This window comes from Paenibacillus sp. JNUCC 35 (assembly GCF_058269095.1).
Genome location: NZ_CM177771.1, coordinates 5678614 through 5698868, shown reverse-complemented (window position 1 = coordinate 5698868; position 20255 = coordinate 5678614). Strand labels below are relative to the sequence as shown.

17 protein-coding genes and 1 riboswitch are annotated in these 20255 nt (G+C 56.3%); of the genes, 11 read left to right on the top strand and 6 right to left on the bottom strand.

Going from position 1 to position 20255, the window contains the following annotated elements; genetic code table 11:
• Positions 1-228 precede the first annotated feature (228 nt).
• The 3 genes from AC2TF6_RS25790 to AC2TF6_RS25780 all read right to left on the bottom strand — a co-directional run bounded on the left by AC2TF6_RS25790 (position 229) and on the right by AC2TF6_RS25780 (position 4096).
• Positions 229-1818, bottom strand: coding sequence for an S-layer homology domain-containing protein (locus tag AC2TF6_RS25790; RefSeq protein ID WP_491309091.1), 1590 nt, complete (start codon positions 1816-1818; stop codon positions 229-231).
• A gap of 348 nt (positions 1819-2166) precedes the next feature.
• On the bottom strand, positions 2167-3501 hold the full coding sequence (locus AC2TF6_RS25785) for a nucleobase:cation symporter-2 family protein (protein ID WP_491309090.1): 1335 nt from the start codon (positions 3499-3501) through the stop codon (positions 2167-2169).
• A complete protein-coding gene (locus AC2TF6_RS25780; protein WP_491309089.1) occupies positions 3485-4096 on the bottom strand; it encodes a xanthine phosphoribosyltransferase in 612 nt (203 codons plus the stop codon). The genes AC2TF6_RS25785 and AC2TF6_RS25780 overlap by 17 nt, the downstream gene beginning before the upstream one ends.
• A gap of 186 nt (positions 4097-4282) precedes the next feature.
• Positions 4283-4383: riboswitch (purine riboswitch) on the bottom strand.
• Positions 4384-4616: 233 nt separating this feature from the next.
• Between AC2TF6_RS25780 and AC2TF6_RS25775 the strand changes: the two genes are divergently transcribed.
• On the top strand, positions 4617-5147 hold the full coding sequence (locus AC2TF6_RS25775; RefSeq protein ID WP_491309088.1) for a YfiT family bacillithiol transferase: 531 nt from the start codon (positions 4617-4619) through the stop codon (positions 5145-5147).
• Positions 5148-5470: 323 nt separating this feature from the next.
• On the opposite strand, the gene AC2TF6_RS25770 is transcribed toward AC2TF6_RS25775, so the two are convergent.
• On the bottom strand, positions 5471-6130 hold the full coding sequence (locus tag AC2TF6_RS25770; protein WP_491309087.1) for a thiamine diphosphokinase: 660 nt from the start codon (positions 6128-6130) through the stop codon (positions 5471-5473).
• Between the two features lie 346 nt (positions 6131-6476).
• Positions 6477-6716, bottom strand: coding sequence for a hypothetical protein (locus tag AC2TF6_RS25765; RefSeq protein ID WP_009674659.1), 240 nt, complete (start codon positions 6714-6716; stop codon positions 6477-6479).
• A gap of 234 nt (positions 6717-6950) precedes the next feature.
• Between AC2TF6_RS25765 and AC2TF6_RS25760 the strand changes: the two genes are divergently transcribed.
• Positions 6951-8801, top strand: coding sequence for an ATP-binding protein (locus AC2TF6_RS25760; protein ID WP_491309086.1), 1851 nt, complete (start codon positions 6951-6953; stop codon positions 8799-8801).
• Between the two features lie 112 nt (positions 8802-8913).
• On the opposite strand, the gene AC2TF6_RS25755 is transcribed toward AC2TF6_RS25760, so the two are convergent.
• Positions 8914-9612, bottom strand: a complete 699-nt coding sequence (locus AC2TF6_RS25755) for a response regulator (RefSeq protein ID WP_491309085.1) — start codon at positions 9610-9612, stop codon at positions 8914-8916.
• 338 nt (positions 9613-9950) lie between these two features.
• On the opposite strand from AC2TF6_RS25755, the gene AC2TF6_RS25750 reads away from it, so the two are divergent.
• The 9 genes from AC2TF6_RS25750 to AC2TF6_RS25710 all read left to right on the top strand — a co-directional run bounded on the left by AC2TF6_RS25750 (position 9951) and on the right by AC2TF6_RS25710 (position 20220).
• Positions 9951-10808, top strand: a complete 858-nt coding sequence (locus AC2TF6_RS25750; RefSeq protein ID WP_491309084.1) for a glycosyltransferase family 2 protein — start codon at positions 9951-9953, stop codon at positions 10806-10808.
• Between the two features lie 294 nt (positions 10809-11102).
• Positions 11103-12272, top strand: a complete 1170-nt coding sequence (locus AC2TF6_RS25745) for an MGDG synthase family glycosyltransferase (RefSeq protein WP_491309083.1) — start codon at positions 11103-11105, stop codon at positions 12270-12272.
• Between the two features lie 64 nt (positions 12273-12336).
• The gene (locus tag AC2TF6_RS25740; RefSeq protein WP_491309082.1) at positions 12337-13485 is read left to right on the top strand and encodes an MGDG synthase family glycosyltransferase; all 1149 of its coding nucleotides are present in this window, start codon (positions 12337-12339) and stop codon (positions 13483-13485) included.
• A gap of 5 nt (positions 13486-13490) precedes the next feature.
• Positions 13491-14705 (top strand): MFS transporter, encoded by a 1215-nt coding sequence (locus tag AC2TF6_RS25735; protein WP_491309081.1) that lies wholly within the window; start codon positions 13491-13493, stop codon positions 14703-14705.
• Positions 14698-16389: a polysaccharide deacetylase family protein gene (locus AC2TF6_RS25730; RefSeq protein ID WP_491309080.1), complete on the top strand. Its 1692-nt coding sequence runs from the start codon at positions 14698-14700 to the stop codon at positions 16387-16389. Before AC2TF6_RS25735 ends, AC2TF6_RS25730 begins: the two co-directional genes overlap by 8 nt.
• An 88-nt stretch (positions 16390-16477) precedes the next feature.
• Positions 16478-17380, top strand: coding sequence for a glucose PTS transporter transcription antiterminator GlcT (glcT, locus tag AC2TF6_RS25725; protein WP_491309079.1), 903 nt, complete (start codon positions 16478-16480; stop codon positions 17378-17380).
• A 305-nt stretch (positions 17381-17685) separates the two neighbouring features.
• Positions 17686-18462 carry an ABC transporter ATP-binding protein gene (locus tag AC2TF6_RS25720; protein ID WP_009674667.1) on the top strand — a complete coding sequence of 259 codons (777 nt, stop codon included), beginning with the start codon at positions 17686-17688 and terminating at the stop codon, positions 18460-18462.
• An 18-nt stretch (positions 18463-18480) separates the two neighbouring features.
• Positions 18481-19353, top strand: a complete 873-nt coding sequence (locus AC2TF6_RS25715) for an ABC transporter permease (RefSeq protein ID WP_491309078.1) — start codon at positions 18481-18483, stop codon at positions 19351-19353.
• 15 nt (positions 19354-19368) lie between these two features.
• The gene (locus AC2TF6_RS25710; protein WP_218230813.1) at positions 19369-20220 is read left to right on the top strand and encodes an ABC transporter permease; all 852 of its coding nucleotides are present in this window, start codon (positions 19369-19371) and stop codon (positions 20218-20220) included.
• The last annotated feature ends 35 nt before the right edge of the window (positions 20221-20255 follow it).

Below are 20255 nucleotides of genomic sequence, written 5' to 3'. Positions count from 1 at the left end.
ATCCACGATCTTATCGATCCGTTCGCCAAACGGGTTGACGCGCGTAGGTTCTGGAGGCAGCCGTAAACCCGAATCCACTATGAAAAACGCAAGGTTCTCTTCTTGAGAACCTTGCGTTTTTTTGGATTTTACGGCTTTTCTAATTTCCTTAGGACTGCCTCTGCCTCTTGCCGGCCGGGGAGAGGGGAGCCCTTTTCGTTCCGGCAAACGCTCCTACGGGGCCTTCTATCAGTTGGAAAAAGTCACATACAGGTAAGCGTTGTACGTCTGCTGGCTGGTGCGTTTCTCCGGATTGCGGCTCTGAGTTCTGACCGTAACGGATGACATGCCTTGCACATTGATCTTGGTCGGCAGTTCCTCCTGCTTAAGGAAAGCGGTGCCTGTCCCGAGCTGCACATAAAGATCGACTTTATCCTGAGAGATCAGGTTAACATTCATGTACTTCGAGCCATTCGGGGCAAAAGTCTGAGTGATCTCGCCCTGGCTCTTCAAGTCCTGCACGGCCGCCGCTCCGGGCGGTGCCGTTACGCCGCCGGTTTGTCCGCCGTTATCTTTGCCCGGCTTGCCGGTGCCCGTTCCTGTTCCTGTTCCCGTCGAGGGAATCTCGTCGTGGAACGTCACTTTAAGCGTAGCCGGGTAGGCGGCCAGCGGCGACCGTTTCTCCGGATTGCGGCTCTGGGACTTGATCCCGATCTGGCTGACGCGGTCTACCTGGACGTACCGGGGCAGCTCTTCCTGACGGAGGAACGCAATGTCTCCGTTCATGTACAGATACAGATCGGCAGCGTCCTTGGATGTCAGCTCGAGCCGCATATATTTTTTCCCGTTCGGGTAAACGATCGTGTTGAACTCGCCGTCCCGCTGGAGATCGCGGTCGAACGGTCCCGGTCCTTCCGCCGCTTCGCCGGGCTTAGGGGCCGGCATCGGAACCGGACGGAGAATACCGGTCGGGTTGATGCTGGAATAATTGCCGAGCACTCCCCGCGTCTTCAGGTGGTCGAGAATCCGATGGAGTACCGTTACCGCTTCGGCGCGGGTCAGCTTGGCCGACGGATAGAACTTTCCGGCCGCGTCGGCCGTCAGGATGCCCGTTTTGTTCATCTCAATCAGCGCGCCGGCGGCGAGTGCGCTGTAGTCGTCGTAATTGGCGTCGCACGTGCCGTCCGCTTCCTTCAGGAAAAGAATCGGATAAATCCCGCCCGGGGGTAGCTCGGAATTGTAGCGGTTGTCCGTTTTGCGGAAAGATTCCAGCTCGTTCTCGGTATTAAACAGCCGGGTCGTAATATCCTTGAACCGGTTCATGTCGCCGCATACGTTGGTGGATTCCGGTCCCCCGTCTATCCCGTAAAGTCCGTACAGCATCATGGCCAAATCCCAGCGCGTAAACGCATATTCGGGATTGAACAGAGATTTGCCGTTGCGTGCGGTTACGGTCATATCTCCTACCGCGACGAACGTATCGCTGATTTCCGGGTAAGCCCAGTGGGAAGAAGGGACATCGACGTACGACGGCCGGCTGTAATTCAATGCGTCCGATCTGAGGCTCGGCCGGTATTTGTCGAATAGCCGGTAGACCATAACCGCCCATTCCTCTTTGTTTACGTAACGTCCCGGCTTGAAGGTTCCGTCCGGATAGCCCTGCAGAATCCCGCTTTGGGCCATGAACGTGATGGACTGAACGGCCCAGCTGTATTTGGCACTGTCCACGTCCGGGAACGGAGTGGAGGTCAAGCCCGCCCGCGCAGGCCCTGCCGGAAACAGCGGCAGAATGAGTAAAATCGCCAGGATGATTTTCAAAGATAAAAGTTTCGTTTTCATATCGGGTTCCTCTTCATATCGAGTGATGGGTGCGTATAAATACGTATAAGCGTCGGACACGGCGGTCCGTTTCACTTATCGTTTATATCGGCTGCAGCACCCGCAATTATTAGAAAAGGGCGAGGCAGGCTGGACTCAATCTCCGCCGATGAGGGGCGGAGCCCGGACCGGACGCCAAAAACCGCAGCAGAGGGACGCAGCCGGGACCGGGCGCTAAAGCCGCAGCAGAGGGGCGGACGTCGGATTAAACGCCAAAAAAACCGCTTCGGCTCTGTGGAGCGAAGCGGTTTCTGATCCGATCACGCTTGAGGTTCGCGGAACCCCCGGATCGGGTTAAACTTATTCCAATCAGCTGGACGCCTTCAAGTTGAATTCATGCTTTTCCTGATCCGGAGCGCTGTGGGCTGCCTGAGCTTTGGAACCGGATTTGCCGATGGAAAAAATCAGGTTCAGCACAATCGCCGTGAAGCTTCCGGCTACGATGCCGTTGCCGGTCAGAATCTGCACGCTCTCGGGAAGGTGGCTGAACAGCGTCGGGGCTACCGTTACGCCGAGGCCCATGCCTACGGAGCAGGCGACGATCAGCAGATTTTCATGCTGGTTCAGGTCTACCGAGCTAAGCAGTTTGATACCGGAGGACACGACCATGCCGAACATGGCAATCGTTGCCCCGCCGAGTACGGCGGTCGGGATAAGCATGGTGAGCGCCGCGATTTTAGGCACGGAGCCGAGCAGGATCAGAATCACGCCCGCGGCAGCGATCACGCTTCTCTTTTTGACTTTTGTCAGCTGGACAAGCCCGACGTTTTGCGAGTAAGTCGTGTAAGGGAAGGAGTTGAACAGGCCGCCGATAATGCTTGCGAGCCCTTCCGCGCGGTAGCCTCTTGCGAGGTCCCGGTCCGTCAGGTCTTTGTCGCAAATTTTGCTGAGCGCCATGAACACGCCGGTCGATTCCATGACGGAAACGATGGCCACAAGCGTCATGGTCAGAATGGACGTGAGATGGAAGGTCGGGACGCCGAAATAAAACGGCTGGACCATGTGGAACCACGAAGCGTCAAGCACGCCCTGGAAGCTGACTTTGCCCATGAAGGCGGCGGCAATCGTGCCGAAGATCAGGCCGAGCAGAATGGAAACGGCCCGGATGAAGCCGCCGAAGAAGCGGTTCATGATCAGGATGAAGAGTAGAACCCCGAAAGACAGGGCCAGATTTTGCAGGCTGCCGAAATCGGCGCTGTTCTGGCCGCCGCCCATGTCTTGAATGGCGACGGGAATGAGCGTCAGGCCGATGATCGTGACGACGGACCCGGTAACGACCGGCGGGAAGAAGCGGGCGAGCTTGCCGAGCAGGCCGCCGAACACGAAGATGATCAGGCCCGATGCGATGATGGAGCCGTAAATCGCCGTCATGCCGTGCTGGCCGCCTATGGCGATCATCGGAGCGACGGCCTGGAAAGCGCAGCCGAGCATCACGGGCAGCTTAATGCCGAAGATGCGGTTGCCCCACACCTGGAGGAGAGTCGCGATCCCGCAGGTGAGCAGGTCGATCGAGATCAGGTAGGAGAGCTGCTCGGGCGGGAGATGAAGCTGGCCTGCCACGATGATCGGTACGATCACGGCGCCCGCGTACATGGCGAGAACGTGCTGGAGTCCCAGAGAGCCGGTCTTAAACCAGTTGAACATGAGTATCCTCCTCGGAGACGCTGCTGTTCAGAAAGGTTACTTTCCCGTTATCCAGCGAAGCTACGCGAGCGAGCGACTCGACGCGGTAGCCGGCGGCCTTGAGCTTGTCCGCGCCCGGCTGGAACGACTTTTCGATCACGATGCCGATACCCGCTACTTCGGCGCCGGCCGCTTTGACGATGTTGGCCAGACCGAGAGCGGCTTCGCCGTTGGCGAGGAAGTCGTCGATAATGAGAACGCGGTCATCGGCGGACAGGAACTTTTTGGCGACAGTGACTTCGTTCGTTTGCTGTTTGGTGAAGGAATAGACGCGCTCCACATACAGGTTGTCGGTCAGCGTGAGCGATTTCTGCTTGCGGGCGAACACGACGGGCACCTTCATTTCGAGCGCCGCCATCACGGACGGGGCAATGCCGGAGGATTCCAGCGTCAGAACCTTGGTTACGCCTTCGCCGGCGAAGAGACGGCTGAATTCTTTGCCGATTTCGAACATCAGAACCGGGTCGATCTGGTGATTCAGGAAAGCGTCCACTTTCAGAACTTGTCCGGACAGAACCGTTCCTTCATCTTCGATTTTTCTTTTTAAAAGCTCCATGCTGGCATCCCCCACAAATGAAAAAATAATGAGTTGAAACGAAAAGCGCAAAAAACCCGAATCTGCACCGGACCCCAGGGGCCGTGTTCATCGAGTGAAAGGCAAATAACCGCAAATGCCGCGGAAGCGGGTAGTCTCCCAGAGAAGGCGCAAAGGCCTTCCTGCGGATAAAAACCGTCCGTGGATCCGGAATTTGTCATCACCCGTAGTCCGGTCATTTACGGTGACCGGGTAGAGACTGGCAGGCCTATTCCTGCCTTTATACGAGCTGGCTGATTTTCGGTTGGCTTGTTGAATGATGGCTTCATTATACTCCAGAGAGCGGAGGGTTGAAAAGAAGAAAATGTCGAAAAGCCGAACTTTTTGATGGTAACGGGATTTCTTTGTTCGTTTATATGCCAGTTCATGGCAGATGAGGAGGGAATTGACCCTTGTAATGTCCAGGGAAAAGGGAAGAGTGGTTCAGCGGCGGCAGAGGCCTGTGCTATAATGGCTCAAAAGCGGAGGAGGCGTTAACGACATGGGAGAAGATTTGCGTTATCCGATCGGAACTTATACTTATGAGGGAGAGATTTCCCCGGAACAAATTCGGGACTGGCTCGAAGAACTTGCGGCCGCTCCTTCTCAGCTGCGCGGGGCCGTTTCTGGATTGACCGAGGAGCAGCTCGATGCGCCGTACCGCCCCGGCGGCTGGACCGTTCGCCAGGTTATCCACCATGTGGCGGACAGCCATATGAACAGCTATGTCCGCTTCAAGCTGGGCGCGACGGAGAATGAGCCTGTCATTAAGCCCTATGAAGAGCAGCTGTGGGCGGAACTCGAAGACGGGAAGACGGCTCCGCCGGAGATTTCGCTGGTGCTGTTGGACGCGCTGCACGACCGCTGGGTGCGGTGGCTCCGGACTCTGGATGAAGCGGGCTGGGCCCGGACGTTCCTGCATCCGGCGAGCGGGCCGACTACATTGGCGCGCGGTCTCGGCTTGTATGTCTGGCACGGCAAGCATCACACCGCTCATATCACCTCGCTCAGAGAGCGGATGAACTGGCACTGACGGCGCGGCAGGCAGGCATAGGCCGGCTCCTTTTTAATAGGAAATAATTGCGGGCCCCTGCACATTCAAGAAAACGACACATTCTTCAAATAAAGTGTACAAACCCGGGCGCAGCCTGCATAAACAAGCCCCGGAAGCGGCGGGAAAATCCCTGCCGCTTCCGGGGCTTGTTTGATTTTTAAGCCGGTACGTACTAAAATGTTCCAATTGGGATGCTGCCCGAAGGCTTGTTATATAAGTATTTGAGAACGAATCGTCTCCAAATAGATTACATATGATTCCAATCGCGGGACTGCGAGTTCAGAGACGGTCCGGTCGGGACTTTAATCCCTGCTTCTGATTACGAGGAGAAGCCCCGAGCGGATGGAGATCGACCCTTGCCCGGCTTGTAGCACATTGCTGATTCCGAGCGACTGTCCGATCTGGAGAGTCGCATTTTCCAGCGGATACTGAAAGCCGGTCAGCGTAATGCCGGTTACTTCCGTCGTTAAGGGGAGAAGAGAAACCTGCGCGTAAGGCCCGGCAGTAATCGCGATGCGGTCCCGTACCAGCTCGATATCGTTGTGATCATCGATGATGCGGGAGCGGATTCCGGCCTCCGCTCCTTTGCGTAGCAGGTGGATATTCGCCAGGGTATGATCGAGACGGGTGCCCAGCGCGCCGAGAAGAATGATTTCCGACGGATTGCGGTCAAGCGCCCAGGTATAAGCCAGCTCTGTATCCGTCCAGTTTTTGTCCACGGGGTCGCAGGCCATTAATTCCTCGCTGCCGCGGCGGATTTCAGCGAGTTCCTCCGGTGTGACGGAGTCGAAATCCCCGAGCGACAGCCGGGGGCGGTAACCGCTGCGGACCAGATGGAGAGCGCCGCGGTCGGCTCCGACGAGAAGATCCGTCCCGGGATTCAGCATATTCAGATGCTCGTCCGCCCAAGGGCCGAAAGCTCCCCCGGTGACAATGAAAATCCGCTGCTGCGTAAGCGTCATGACGGCACAACGGCTCCTTCCGTTCTTTGAAATGGAAGTTTTATTATACCACAGCGGCCGATAACCGGGAACGAACGTGAAGCACGTGATGGAAACAGCGGCGTGGCGGCAAATTCCGCAGGGACGCGCACACTGGCGCGTATGTACCGGCAAAGCATGGCGGAAGGGGACGGCCTGCGGCAGCCTACAGCCCTAGGCTCAAACGGAGCGGCAGCCGAATCTTTCGGTCCAGCTTAATTCTGTAAGGAAATGCGGATGCGGACGACGCTTGCGACCTATTTTTCTGTGGCCCGTATTGGGTAGATGCGTGTAAAAAAAACGGGCCCGGAGGCCCGCTGTTCGGCAATTACCGGTCGCCGGTTTTGACATGTTGGCGCGGCGGCGTATTTTCTTTCTGCTGGTGATCGATTTCCGCTTCGTTCAGGGAGAAGCCTTTCATCTCCCAGGTCGTTTCGCCCAGTACAAGATCGGCGGGGAACTTGTCGCCCCGTTTCAACGTGACTTCCCGGCCGGCTTCATCCGCATAAATGCCGTCCGTTTCAACCGTTTCGTGGCTCATAGGGTCCATGGTTTTGTCTTTGGACATGACTCACCCTCCTTTCTCTTCATATAATATGGTCCTTATTTCGACAAAAAAATTCGGGAGAACGCTAATCTTTTTCGAATAATATGTCGATAATTGTTGAAAATCATAAAAATTTGATAGAGGGACAGGAAACCGTCCTTCCGAATCGAAAAGTAGGTAAAGAACCACATCTACTTACAGAAAAACCAAGAATTGTCGAAAATTCGGCAATTGAGGTTGGCAAGAGGGTAGAACATGACTAAGTTCATTCAAGCTATTGCATTAGGGCTCGTATTTGCGGCTCTTTTCTTATTCATCGGGGTGAAAGACGTCCGGGCCGAAACTTCTCCGCCTATGCGCGTGAATGCCCCGCCCGTCCTGCTGGACAACTGGGAGTACTGCTGGGCGGAGGAAGAGGGGACCGGACGAACGGAAGGGCCACCGCACAGCAGCGGAGACTGGAAAACGGCCGGTCAACTGCTGAATCCGCAGGACCGGATGGGCCGAAGCCATTTGTGGCTGCGGGTTCCGCTCCCTTCTCATACAGCGGCTGATCCGAGCGTGCTTATCCGCGCCTTCGACAACGTCGAAGTGTATACGGAACAAGGGCTCGCCTACCGCTTCGGGGATTGGCAGGAAGGGCGGAAATACCGCTATTACGGAACGCCCAGAAGAATTGTCCCGCTGCCGGAAAATTCGCAAGGGATGCTGTATATTCATCTTCAGTCGGAGTCGCGGAATATCGGGATAGAGGACGGGGCCATGTACGGATCCGAAAGCGTTTTTATCAAGCGGATGGTCCGGCAGGAATTTTTCCGGGCCGTACTGGGGGTTAGCTACATACTGGCCGGAATCGTGGCTTTTTGTGTTTCTCTCGGTTTGCGGAGTCACAAAGTTTTTCTCAATTTCAGCTTATTTTCCTTCTGTTTCGGCATTTACAGCATCTGCCGCTCGTCGGTCGTCTATCTCGTTTTCGACCACCCGGCCATACTGACTTATGCGGAGCTGATCGCCCTGTTCGGAGGCGTAATCGGCATCCTGATGTTTGTGGAGCATCTGCTCGGCTCCGGCAGGGGCGCATACATAAGAAGAGCCTGGCAGCTGCATCTCGCATACAGCGCGGGGGTCCTGCTTTTGCACGCATGCAGCGTCGTCTCCGTCGTGGAAATCGTCGATTGGTACCAGCTGCTGCTGATTCTAAGCATGCCGCTTGTGATCGTCCGGGCGGCGGTCTGCGCAATGAAGGGAAACCGGGGGGCGAAACTGCTTCTGGTCGGAATCGGGGTCATCTGCCTGACCGGCCTGATCGATATTTTCCAGAACCGGCTGAACATCATGATCCGGTTCTCGCCCATGACGTATCTGGGCGTCTCGGTCTTTATTCTTCTGCTGATCGTGCTGCTCTTCCGCCAGTTTGCGGACATCATGCTCCAGCTCAAACGCTCGGAGAAACTTTCGCTCGTCGGTCAGATGGCCGCGGGAATGGCTCACGAACTCCGCAATCCGCTGACGATTATCTCCGGCTTTCTACAGCTTTCGCGGAAACAGGCGCCGGATGCGCCTTATCTGGGCATGATGAGCTCCGAAGTCAACCGGATGAACGAGATCATCGACGATTTTCTGCTGCTGTCCAAGCCTGTAAACAGCCGTTTCGACCGGCACGAAGTGCTGCCTCTGCTCAGGGAAACGCTCCAGCTTTTCGATAACCAGCGCAAAGAGGCGGGGGTGAGCGCCATTCTTGAGGAAGAAGGCGCGATTCCGAAGATAGACTGCGATCCGAACCAGCTTAAGCAGGTCTTTATTAATATGGTGAAAAATGCGATCGAAGCGATGCCGGAGGGCGGGCTGCTGCACATTACGGTGTCCGCGCTGCCCAAGAACAAGGTGGGTATCCGTTTCGCCGATCAGGGAAAAGGAATCGAGCCCGGCCACCTTACGAGAATCGGCGAACCGTTCTTTACGACGAAAGAAAACGGGACGGGGCTGGGCCTCATGGTCAGCAATAAAATTATCGAGAACCATGCGGGCATCCTGCGGGTTTCCAGCCGTTTGGGTCTCGGGACGACCATTGATATCATACTGCCTGTCCATATCAAAACGGCGTAACCTCCGGTTACGCCGTTTTTTTGTGCCGCGGTGCCAGGCCGTACCGCTTTGGCGTACCGCCGTGAGCACCTTTCCGTCGTGCCGTGCCCTCCGTTAACGTACCGGCGTCCGATCAGACGGGACTTCCGTTGAATTTGTAACCGACTCCGCGCACGGTAATGATATACCGGGGGTCCGACGGGTTCGGTTCGATTTTTTTGCGGAGGTTGCTGATATGAACGATGAGAGTCCGGGGATCGCCGAAGCTCTCCAGGCTCCAGACCTGTTCGAATAGCTGCTCGATCCGGTAGACGCGGTTCGGATTTTGCGCCAGCAGGCTGAGCAGATCGAATTCTTTGGCGGACAGGGCGATAGGCCGCTCCTGAACTTTCACGATATGACTGTGCAGATCAATCTCCAGATCGGGATATTTCAGCACGTGCTGGTCCGCCGGATTGCGGGATGCAGAGCATCTCCGAAGCAGCGCTTTCACGCGTGCGACAAGCTGTGCGGGGCTGAACGGCTTCGTGACGTAGTCGTCTCCTCCTATGCTCAGACCGAGAATGATGTCGATGTCTTCGCTCTTCGCCGACAGGAAAATAACCGGGATGTCGCTTGTTTTCCGCAGTTGGCGGCACAGTTCTATACCGTCCATGCCGGGAAGCAGAATGTCCAAAAGAATAAGGTCGGGACGTTGTTCCGTGACCAGTTGAAGCACATGATCCCCGTGATCGGCGGTAATGACTTCGAAGCCTTCGCGCCGTAAATACAGGGAAACGATCTCCAAAATATGGTGATCATCGTCGACAACAAGAATTTTACTTGCCTGCATGAAGAAACCTCCTAGCTGCTGCCCGTGCTTAAAAAAGGAAAAAAACTCCAAGTGTAACTTGACAAGCCGTTACTTTTTTCCTAACAAAAAAGGTTTATACCCTACATTCTATCCTTTTTTTGCCTGAAATGAAAGAAAAAATCCTTGGTTTCGTAAATGACTAGGTATTATATATAGGCACTAAGTCCTATTTTCGAAAATCTTTATTCATAATGACATAGAACGGCATACTTATCAACAGGCTTATGAACATACAGACGCGGACGGGCTTCATCATGTATAGTAAAGAGGAAACGATTTGATGACTCCTGCTGCAACGGAAAGGAACGGATTCCCAAGTGAGAGAATCGCAATCACCGACAACACCCAAAGAGCCGCTTATATCGGCTATTGTCCCTACATATAACCGCCCTTACGTATTGGGCGAGCTGCTGGAGACGCTGGCGGCACAGAACTACCCGAACCTGGAAGTACTCGTTGTGAACGATGCCGGCGTGTCCGTGGATTTTGTGAAGGAAGCTTACCCGGAGCTGGCTGTTACGATTATTAACCAGCTGGTTAATTTAAAGCATGTGCATGCCCGCAATGAAGCGCTCCGGATTGCCCGGGGCGAGCTGATTCTGCTTTGCGACGACGACGATCTCCTGACGCCGGGGCATATCAGGCGCATGCTTGCCGCTCTCGAAGAGACCGGAGCGGACTTTGCCTATTCCGATGCGGAGCTGTTTGATTACCGGGTGGAAGGCCGCACGCGTATTCCGGTCAGCCGCCGGTTGTTCGCTTACGAGTTCGATCTCGCGGAGATGAGGAAATTTTCGACGTATGTACCGTCAGGCACCCTGTACCGGAGGGCCATCCACGACACCCTGGGCGAGTATGACCCCGATGTGCATCATTATTGGGACTGGGACTTTTTCCTCCGAACCGCCGGTTCTTATAAAATCGTCAGAGTTCCCGTCGCGAGCGTACTCTACGCTTTTTCGCTGAAAGGAGATAACGTTTCGGGAAACCGGCAGGAAGGAAACCCCTACCTCGGCAGGCTGTGTGCCAAGCACGGTCTGGGTGAACTGCCTTCGGAAAACTTTTTCACCCTGCTGGACAAACCGCACATGCGTCAAAGAGAAGCCCCATCCACGATTATATGGGACGGCGAGCCGGTGATCTCGCGTCTGTCGGAACAAACCGAGTCTGTTTAACCGGAAGCATCCGTGTTTATCCCCGTACGGTACGGACAAGGGATGGACGGCACAGAAGCTTACTCAACCAGGCGCAACCTCTTAGAACAGAAGCCTTCTGCAGCCGCTGCTGCCCGGAAGGCTTTTTGTTGTCTGGCCTTGCCGGATGTCCGAAGAGACGCGAGGGGAATTGGGCTGCCTGGGCTACCTGGACCTAAGACCAGGTATAAAAACCGTCGTGAGTCGGTTCTGATTCCCCCTCCCGACCGAGTAGAATAGTGACAAGAACAAGGTTAACGGAAAGGGTTGCGGACCATGAAAAAGAACGGACATAAAGTATTGATTCTCTCGGGAAGCTATGGAGACGGGCATAAACAGGCGGCGGAAGCGATCCGCCGCGAGATCGCTCAGAGGTATCCGGGAGCGGAGACGGTCCTGCTCGATTTTATGGAGTGGACGCATCCCTTCATGAACTCCATCGGGCGGTACATGTTTTTGAAAGGACTTCAGACGTTCCCGTCGGCATACGGATATGTATACAATAAAACGAGAGAAGCCAACTTTTTCTCGTACATTTTGAAACAGTTCAACCGGTTCGGCCTCGGCCGCATGATGAAGCTGCTCCGTGAAGTGGAGCCGACGGTGGTCGTGTCCACTTTCCCTCCGGCTGCCGGAGCGATGTCCGCCGTACGGGCTTACGGGCTGTACGATGTGCCTACGGCCACGGTCATTACGGACCATACGGACCACAGCTATTGGGTTTACCCGGAGACCGACAAGTACCTGGTCGGTTCCGACACCGTCCGGGACGGCCTGATCCAGGCGGGTGTGCCCGCGGGGCGCATCGAAGTAACGGGCATTCCGATCCGGCCGGAATTCCAGGGCACCTACGAGAGCGCCCAGATACGCCGCCTGCTCGGACTCGACCCCGAGCTGCCGACGATCCTGTTCATGGGAGGAGGCTGCGGGATGATGGGCGGCGAGCTGGCGAACAGGCTCGAAGCCTTCGAGTCGCTGCCGGTCCGGACGCAGCTGGTCGTCGTGTGCGGGAACAACGAGAAGCTCCGCGCTCAGATTACGGAGCTGGCGGTTCATTCCCGCCATCGGATTCTCGCTACCGGTTACGTGAACAACGTACACGAATGGATGGCCGCGGCGGATTTACTCGTTACGAAGCCGGGGGGCCTTACCATCTCGGAAGCGATGGCCATGAAGCTGCCGATCGTGATCTACAAGTCCCTTCCCGGACAGGAAGAGGACAATGCCCGTTTCCTTCTGCAGGCGGGAATCGCCGTAAAAGCGAAGAACATGAACGATTTGATCGGACAGTTGGGCATTCTGCTGAGAAGTCCGTCGCTGCTGTATACCATGCGGGAGAACCTGGGCAGAACGCGCCGGTCCAACGCATCGGCCGAAGCGGTGCGAATCGTGCTGGAAACCCGCAGCGAACGGCGCTATGCGGCGGCTTTACAAGAAATTTGGTAAAAGCGACAATAATGTTTACGCAAACTTCGTATAATAACCCTATTCCATAGCAGGAAGCGTGGTTATGCCCATGAACCCCGATGCGAAAATACTCATCCTCTATGCCAGTTACGGAGACGGCCATCTGCAAGTATCCCGGGCCCTGCGGCAGAGCTTTGAAACTCAAGGCGTCAGCAACGTAGAGCTTGTGGACTTGTTCGCTCAGGCGCATCCCTGGTTCAATTCCTTCACCCGCTTCGTGTATCTGAAAACATCTTCCATCGGCCTGTACGGCCTCAGCTACTACCTGACGCAAGATATGCGGGCGGACGCCCTGCTTTCCAGATGGCTTCACTCCCTGGGAGACCGCAAGCTCCGCCAAATGATCCGCGAACATCAGCCGGCGGCGGTGGTGAACACTTTCCCCCTCAAGGGGATGCCGGATACGGGACCGCACTGCGGGGAGACGATTCCGACTTTCTCGATCGTGACGGATTACGATCTTCATTCCCGGTGGATTCACCCGGATGTACAGCATTATTTCGTTCCTTCGGAGGAACTGAAAACGCTGCTGGTCGCGAAGGGCGTACCGGCGGATAACATCAAAGTCAGCGGCATCCCGCTGCGGCCTTCCTTTCAGGCCGCCGGAGACGGGAACGCCGCGTTAACAAGAGGAGAGGCCAAACAGGCGGCTCCCTTTGTGCTTATGATGGCCGGTGCGTACGGCGTGCTGAGGGGTCTGCGCGGGCTCTGCGCCAAACTTCTCCGGGACGTTCCGGACGTGAGAATCGTTCTCGTATGCGGCCGCAATGAGCGCTTGAAGCGGTATTTTGAAACGGCTTTCGCCGGACAGGAGCGCGTGTGCGTGCACGGTTTTGTGGAGGACATCCACCGGCTGATGGCGGCTTCCGCCTGCATGATTACGAAAGCGGGCGGAGTTACTTTGTCCGAGGCGCTTGCGCTGGATGTTCCCGTTATCGTTTACCGCCCGTTTTTGGGCCAGGAGAAAGAAAACGCCGATTATTTCGTGAAAAAGGGCGCGGCGCTGGCCGCTTTTAACCCGGATGAGCTTGTCCGGCAGGTCGGACGGGTTATGCGCGGAGAATGGCCGCCGGAGTCGACCCGCACGTCCGCCCGCAATCTGCACAAAAAAAATGCGGGCCAGACGATTGTCTCGCATATTCTAGAAGAGATCGGGCATCATCCTGCCCGCAGCAGCGAACAAGCGAGGTGAGAACGATGGATGAGAACAAACAGCGCCGGCTTTCCGCCCGATTAATCGGGTACGCATTCATTCTATTTGTCGTGGAATTCGTCCGGGGTGCTTACCTGCTGTCCTATTTGCCCGTATATGCGGCGAATGTTCTTCATTATCCCGTGACGGTTGTCGGACTGGCGATTTCCATTCACTATGTAGTCGATATGATTGTAAAAGGGCTGGCGGGGCTTCTTCTCGACCGGTTTCCCGCCCGGGTTATCGTCGGCGGAGGGATGTTCTTCTCTCTGATCGGGCTTATTCTGCTGCAGGGACCGCACAACGTGTTTATTTTTCTCCTGTCGGCGGCTTTATTCGGGGTCGGAATTTCCCCGATCTGGCTCGTTTGTCTGAGCCGCATAACGGCCGAACAGCGCGCTTTTCAAATGGGGGTCCTGTATACCGTCTGGCTCACCGGGCTCGGTGCCGGCCCCGTCGTTATCAATTTTGTGCTGGATTACAGTCTGTCGGTCACGTATTTTATCCTGCTCGGACTGTGGGGGCTGGGCTGCCTGCTTTCTATGGGAATGGGGGGCAGGGCCGAAGGGACCCGGAGGAAAACCGTCACGTGGAGAGTCCAGGCGGGCGTACTCAAAAAACAGCTCGGTGCAGCGAAACCTCTCCTGCCTCCGATGATGCTGCAAACTCTTGCCGCGGGTCTGCTTGTCCCTGTTCTTCCGGGGTTCGCCTCCGGAGTCATGGGCCTGCAGTATGCGCAATATTCCATGGTTCTGCTGGCCGGCGGGCTGTGTACGGTCATTTGTTTGATGCCGATGGGAAAGCTCTCCGACCGCTTCGGGCTCCGCGGATTTCTGATCCTCGGGTTTGCGTTTCTGGCGGCGGCCTTGTATGTCATGACGTTTATAAAAGAACTGGAGTTTGCGCTGCTGACGGCTGCGCTGCTTGGCGTTTCCTACGCCTGCGTGCTGCCGGCCTGGAATGCCCTGATGGCTCTCTACGTTCCCAAAGGACACCAGGAGATGGGCTGGGGGACGCTTTCCAGTGTCGAAGGACTTGGCGCTTTTATAGGGCCGGTTCTCGGGGGCTGGCTGGCCGACCGGTACAGCGAGGTTTTCGTGATTGCGGCAAGCGCGATTCTGCTGGGAGCCATCGCCCTGTGGTACATACTAATACCGCTTCAGCCTTCAGTTAAGACAGACGGCAAAGCCGCCGTAAAGGGGGTGACCTACCGTGGTTGAAGGAATCATCTGGATGGTCTTTATTTTTTACCTGATCTACACACTTGTGCCTACCTTCCTGATCCGGCGCCTCGGATACGGCGTGTTTAAAAGCAGAAGCGACAGCCCGTGCGCCGCATTGACTTTTGACGACGGCCCCGACCCGCAGTATACGCCGCAGCTGCTGGATCTGCTTGCCCGGAAAGACACGAGAGCCACTTTTTTCGTGCTGGGCGCCAAGGCGGAGCACTACCCGGATCTGATCCGGCGTATGCACGAGGAAGGGCATCTCGTCGGGCTGCATAACTATATGCACCATTCCAATGCTCTCATGACCCCCTGGAAGGTGCGCCGCACCTTGGAACATTCGGCAGACGTGATCGAACGCATTACCGGAATACGGCCGGTTCATTACCGTCCCCCGTGGGGCGTTTTCAACGTGTTCGATTTTTTGCTGATCCGCAAATTCCGTATCGTCTTGTGGTCCATAGCGGCTTTTGACTGGCGCAGCAGAGGGGGGACCGACAAGATCAAACGGAAGCTGGTCGGCAAAGTGAAAGACGGCGCCGTCATTCTCCTGCACGACAGCGGGGACACACTGGGCGCCAACCCCGATGCGCCGGGTTATATGATCGAGGCACTCGCGGATGTGCTGGAGGATGCCCGTCGGCGGGGCATCTGTTTTGCGCGTATTGACGAGCATCACCCGGGCCGGAGGCTTCCGGAACGGCTCGTCCGCCGCGGCGCGGAGAAGCGGACCGCTCTGCCGGCAGCGTCCTCATTGGGCGCTCAGGCATCGCAGGCTGCAGGCGATGCAGCGACGAGCGCGCAGGCTGCAGGCGGAGCGGCAGCTACCGCGCAGGGCTCAACCGCAGGCGAAGCGGCTGCGACCGTGCAGGGCCCGCAGGCTGCCGGTGAAGCGGCGGCCATGCACAGCTCGCGGGCCGCGGGTGAGGCCGAGAGCGCGCAGCTCCCACAGCCCGCGATGGAAGCGGCGCCCGCCCTTGAAACGCCGCAAAGCCAGCCGCCTGCGCCGCCGGAGAAGCACCGGGGCCTGGCCCTGCGCGCTTGGATGCTGTGGGAGCGGCTGTTCCACCGGCTGTACCGGGTACAGCCCGGAGATCCCGAGCACCGCTTCCTCCACTACCGCATCCGGGCGTACCACGGGCAGGAGCTGATTCTCGAGGACGGGGAGATTATCCGCCCGGGCGACAAAGTGGCGGAGCTTCATCTCGACAACGAATGGCTGCGCCGGGCCGGATCGCAAAGCTCCTCCACGATGAAGCTGGCCGTGCAGATGATCCGGGCCATGGGTAATTCCATGCCCAGACTGGCGCACCGCCTGCTGACGGACCCGGCCCTTGCCGATCTTAAGGGCGTGTACGGCATTTCCATGATCCACCGCGGCACCAGGCAGTTCGGATTTACCGTCCTGCCGCTGCATAACCGCCTGTGGCGCTGGTCCTCGACGCTGTACCTGCGTGTTCTGCTCGGGATGCTTCATCCGGGAGGATTCGGACGCCTGCAGGAGAACACGGCCCGGCTGAATCCGCGCATTATCGCGATGTCGGTCAGCCAGATGAAGAAACGTTATGCTCCCGGATTGAGCGCGGCAGAGCCTTCCTCCGGCGCCTATTACCCGGAGGAAGCTTACGGTGCGGTTCTTCAAGAGCTTCCGGAGGGAGTGGCGGGAAAAGGCGGGTAATTCCGGGAGTCCGGGGATTGCCTGCCTGCTTTTGTTCCGGCAACTTGATGCAAGCGCCTTTTTCTAGTAATCTGGAGGAATCAACAGGGTGCACGGAAGAGGTGCGGAAGTGAAGAACAGCAGCATAGAAGTGGTCAAAGTGCTGAATAACAATGTGATCATTGCAGCGCATCCCGTCTATCGAGAAGTTGTGGTGATCGGCAAAGGCATCGGGTTTAACCGGAAGGCCAAAGATCTCATTCCTTCGGAAGCGGTTGAGAAACTGTTCATTTTGACCAATGAAAAAGAAAAAGAACAATACCAGCAGTTGATTCCCCAAATCGACGAGAAGCTGATCGAGGTCATGAACGAGGTGATTTTGTATATCTCGGAGCATGCCGGGGCGCCGCTGAACGAACATATTCATATTGCCCTGACGGACCATATTGCGTTTGCGATTAAACGGCTGGAGCAGGGCATTGTGCTGCAGAATCCGTTTCTGCTCGAAACCCGTGAGCTCTATCCCCGGGAATACGCTATAGCCGACTATGTCATCCGTACGATTAACGATAAAATGAACGTGCATCTGCCGCCGGCGGAGGTCGGTTTCGTAACGCTTCATATTCATGGCGCGATCACGAACCGGCCGGTATCGGAGGTCAATGAATACTCCCGCCTGATCGGCGAGCTCATTAGCCTGATCGAACGGCAAATGCATATTACGATCGACCGCAGGACCATCGCGTACTCCCGGCTTCTGCGTCATCTCCGTTTTGCCATCGAACGGGTGAAGCGCAAAGAATCGGTTCACGAGCCGGACAAGCTCGGCGAACTGCTTAAGCAGCAGTACCCGGAGATTTACACTATCGCCTGGACTTTGATGAAAGTCATGCAGCGCCGGCTGCGGCAGCCGGTTTACGAAGCGGAGGCCGTTTACCTGACCATGCACCTGATCCGCCTGATGCAGAAAGACGATTCCCTGGAGAAGGAAAAACCTGCAGGAGACAGTTGATTCCCGGAGCGCCTGCATTTTTCGGGCAAAATTGTTTTCCCTAAAAGACCGGAGTTATTAAAACGGGTTGGCGCGGCTGCGTGCGGCCTGTTTTTTTGCGGTCATTTTTATTTGAAAAACGGTCTTGACCGATCTGGGCTATAGTGATAATATTTGTCTAATCCTATAAGAATAGTATGAAATAAAAAACCGCAATTGAAACCTGCTGACTAGTCAACTAGAAGCGCCTGCGATCCGGATGCGAGATATCGTCCGTACGGCATGCGCTTTTTTTATTTTTGTCCTAAAACGAAGGGGGATGCACGATGGGAAATCTGCTGCTCGAAGTCGGAAGGCTGAACAAGGCTTTTGAGACGAAGAAGGGGCTTGTCCATGCCTTGCACGATATCAATCTGGATATAAAAGAGGGCGAGTTTATAACGGTCATCGGCCCGAGCGGATGCGGAAAAAGCACATTGCTGAAAATCGTGGCGGGTCTGGATACCGATCACAACGGGAACGTCCGGCTTGGAGGCGAGGAAGTGACGGGGCCCGGCATTGATAAAGGGTTCATTTTTCAGGAACCGCGCCTGTTCCCGTGGCTGACGGTCGAGAAGAATATTGCGGCCGATCTTTCGCTCAAAGACCCGGAGGTACGCGCCAAGGTGGATAATCTGATCGAGCTGGTTAAGCTTCAGGGCTTCGAGAAGTCTTATCCGAGGGAGCTTTCGGGCGGGATGGCCCAGCGTGTTTCCATTGCCCGGGCCCTGCTCCGAAATCCGAAAATTTTGCTGCTGGATGAACCTTTCGGGGCGCTGGATGCTTTTACAAGAGCGCATATGCAGGAGGTGCTGCTCGATATCTGGCAGGCCAACCGGACGACTATGGTGTTCGTCACGCACGACATTGATGAAGCGATTTTCCTTGCGAACCGCGTCGTGATTCTCAAACCGCGCCCCGGCGCGATCCGGAATATCGTTCCGGTGGATCTGCCTTTTCCAAGGAAGAAAACGAGCACGTCGTTTCAGGAAATCCGCTACAAAATTTTAAACGAATTCGAGAAACTGGATGAACTCGAGCTCGTTGAAAGCGCAGGAATTTGACGAAGGAGGTGGGGCATCGTGAGCAAGCCTTCAAATCTGCTGCAAGGTACAGGCTCGACTTTATTGGCTGCTTCTCCTGAATCTGTCCCGGCAGAACCTGCTCCCACCGGCTCTTCCAAGCGGAGACGGCGGCTGGAATCGTTCTTGCTGGGAGCGATCGTGCCTGCGGCCGCGCTCATCTTGTGGCAGGTGCTGGGTGACGCGGGCTATATCTCCCGGCTGCTTTTTCCGACACCCTGGACCATTGCCAAGTCGCTTCGCAGTCTGCTGGAGTCCGGCGCGCTTGCGGAGAATGTGGGCATAAGTATGCTGCGGGCAGCCGCAGGCTTTGCGCTCGGAGGAGGACTCGGTCTTCTACTGGGCATGCTGGTCGGCTTTTTCCGCAGAACGGAAAAAGTGCTCGATCCCTCCGTGCAGATGATCCGGATGATTCCCCATCTGGCGATTGCGCCCTTGTTTATTCTCTGGTTCGGATTCGGCGAGCCCTCGAAAGTACTGCTGATTGCCAAAGGGGCCTTTTTCCCGCTATATATCAATACCTTTCTGGGGATACGGGGCGCGGACAAAAAATTGTTTGAAGTGACGAGGGTGCTGGGATTCAGCACGTACCAACAACTGGTGCGTCTTATTCTGCCGTCGGCGCTCCCGAATATTTTTCTCGGCATAAGAGTTTCGCTCGGCATCGCCTGGCTCGGACTGGTCGTCGCCGAATTGATGGGGGCATCGTCCGGGCTCGGTTATCTGATGTCGGAAGCCCGGCAATTCAACAAAACCGCCGTGGTGTATGTGGGCATTATCCTGTTTGCCGTGATCGGCAAGGCGGCGGATTCAGGGGTCCGGCTGCTGGAAAGGCGCCTTCTGCAATGGCAGGACAGCTATGGAGGCAAGTAAAAGGAGGGAACAGCTATGAACGGTGGCGGGGAAGCGCTTCGACGGCTCACCGGAACACATGAACAGCCCGGAAGCTTGCGCAAATACGGGCAAACGCTGCTGAAAGCCAAGACGGGCGATTTTGCCCTGGGTGCCGTTCTTCCGGTGCTTGTGCTCATAGTGTGGCAGGCGGCAGGTGATCTCGGCTGGATTTCGACGTTTTTTCTGCCGACTCCGCTGATGATCGGCGCCGCACTCAAAGAACTGGCCGTGAGCGGCGAGTTGACGGAACATGTGGGGATTTCGCTGTGGAGGGCTATGACGGGCTTCCTGCTCGGCGGCAGTCTCGGGCTGTTGTTCGGCTTGTTGACCGGGTACTTCCGCAAAGCCGAGCAATTGCTCGATCCGACGCTGCAGATGATTCGTCTCGTGCCGCATCTGGCGGCGGCTCCGCTTATTATCCTCTGGTTCGGATTCGGAGAGACGTCCAAAACGCTCATTATCGCGAACGGAGCTTTCTTCCCGCTCTATGTCCACACTTACCTCGGCATCCGGAGTGTGGATAACAAACTGTTCGACGTAGCCAAGGTGCTGCGGTTCAGTCCGTACAAACAGCTGCTCCGGCTGATCATTCCAGCTTCCCTGCCGAACATCCTGCTCGGGCTGCGGCTTTCGCTGGCCGTTTCGTGGCTGGGGCTCGTCGTAGCGGAGCTGATCGGCTCCCAGTCGGGCATCGGCTTCCTGATCAACTTCGCGAAGCAGAACTCGGCGACGGAAATTATTTTCGTCGGAGTCATTCTGTTTGCGGTCGTCGGCAAGCTTGTGGATACGTTCGTCCGGCTGCTGGAGGCGAAGCTGCTGCAGTGGAGAGACAGTTTTGAAGGCTGATAAGTGCCGTTGGGGCTTAAAGCCGGGCGGGGCGA

Coding starts and splice junctions, on each gene's coding strand:
- AC2TF6_RS25790 (WP_491309091.1), bottom strand. CDS start 1,818: ATGAAAACGAAACTTTTATCTTTGAAAATCATCCTGGCGATTTTACTC.
- AC2TF6_RS25785 (WP_491309090.1), bottom strand. CDS start 3,501: ATGTTCAACTGGTTTAAGACCGGCTCTCTGGGACTCCAGCACGTTCTC.
- AC2TF6_RS25780 (WP_491309089.1), bottom strand. CDS start 4,096: ATGGAGCTTTTAAAAAGAAAAATCGAAGATGAAGGAACGGTTCTGTCC.
- AC2TF6_RS25775 (WP_491309088.1), top strand. CDS start 4,617: ATGGGAGAAGATTTGCGTTATCCGATCGGAACTTATACTTATGAGGGA.
- AC2TF6_RS25770 (WP_491309087.1), bottom strand. CDS start 6,130: ATGACGCTTACGCAGCAGCGGATTTTCATTGTCACCGGGGGAGCTTTC.
- AC2TF6_RS25765 (WP_009674659.1), bottom strand. CDS start 6,716: ATGTCCAAAGACAAAACCATGGACCCTATGAGCCACGAAACGGTTGAA.
- AC2TF6_RS25760 (WP_491309086.1), top strand. CDS start 6,951: ATGACTAAGTTCATTCAAGCTATTGCATTAGGGCTCGTATTTGCGGCT.
- AC2TF6_RS25755 (WP_491309085.1), bottom strand. CDS start 9,612: ATGCAGGCAAGTAAAATTCTTGTTGTCGACGATGATCACCATATTTTG.
- AC2TF6_RS25745 (WP_491309083.1), top strand. CDS start 11,103: ATGAAAAAGAACGGACATAAAGTATTGATTCTCTCGGGAAGCTATGGA.
- AC2TF6_RS25740 (WP_491309082.1), top strand. CDS start 12,337: ATGCCCATGAACCCCGATGCGAAAATACTCATCCTCTATGCCAGTTAC.
- AC2TF6_RS25735 (WP_491309081.1), top strand. CDS start 13,491: ATGGATGAGAACAAACAGCGCCGGCTTTCCGCCCGATTAATCGGGTAC.
- AC2TF6_RS25720 (WP_009674667.1), top strand. CDS start 17,686: ATGGGAAATCTGCTGCTCGAAGTCGGAAGGCTGAACAAGGCTTTTGAG.
- AC2TF6_RS25710 (WP_218230813.1), top strand. CDS start 19,369: ATGAACGGTGGCGGGGAAGCGCTTCGACGGCTCACCGGAACACATGAA.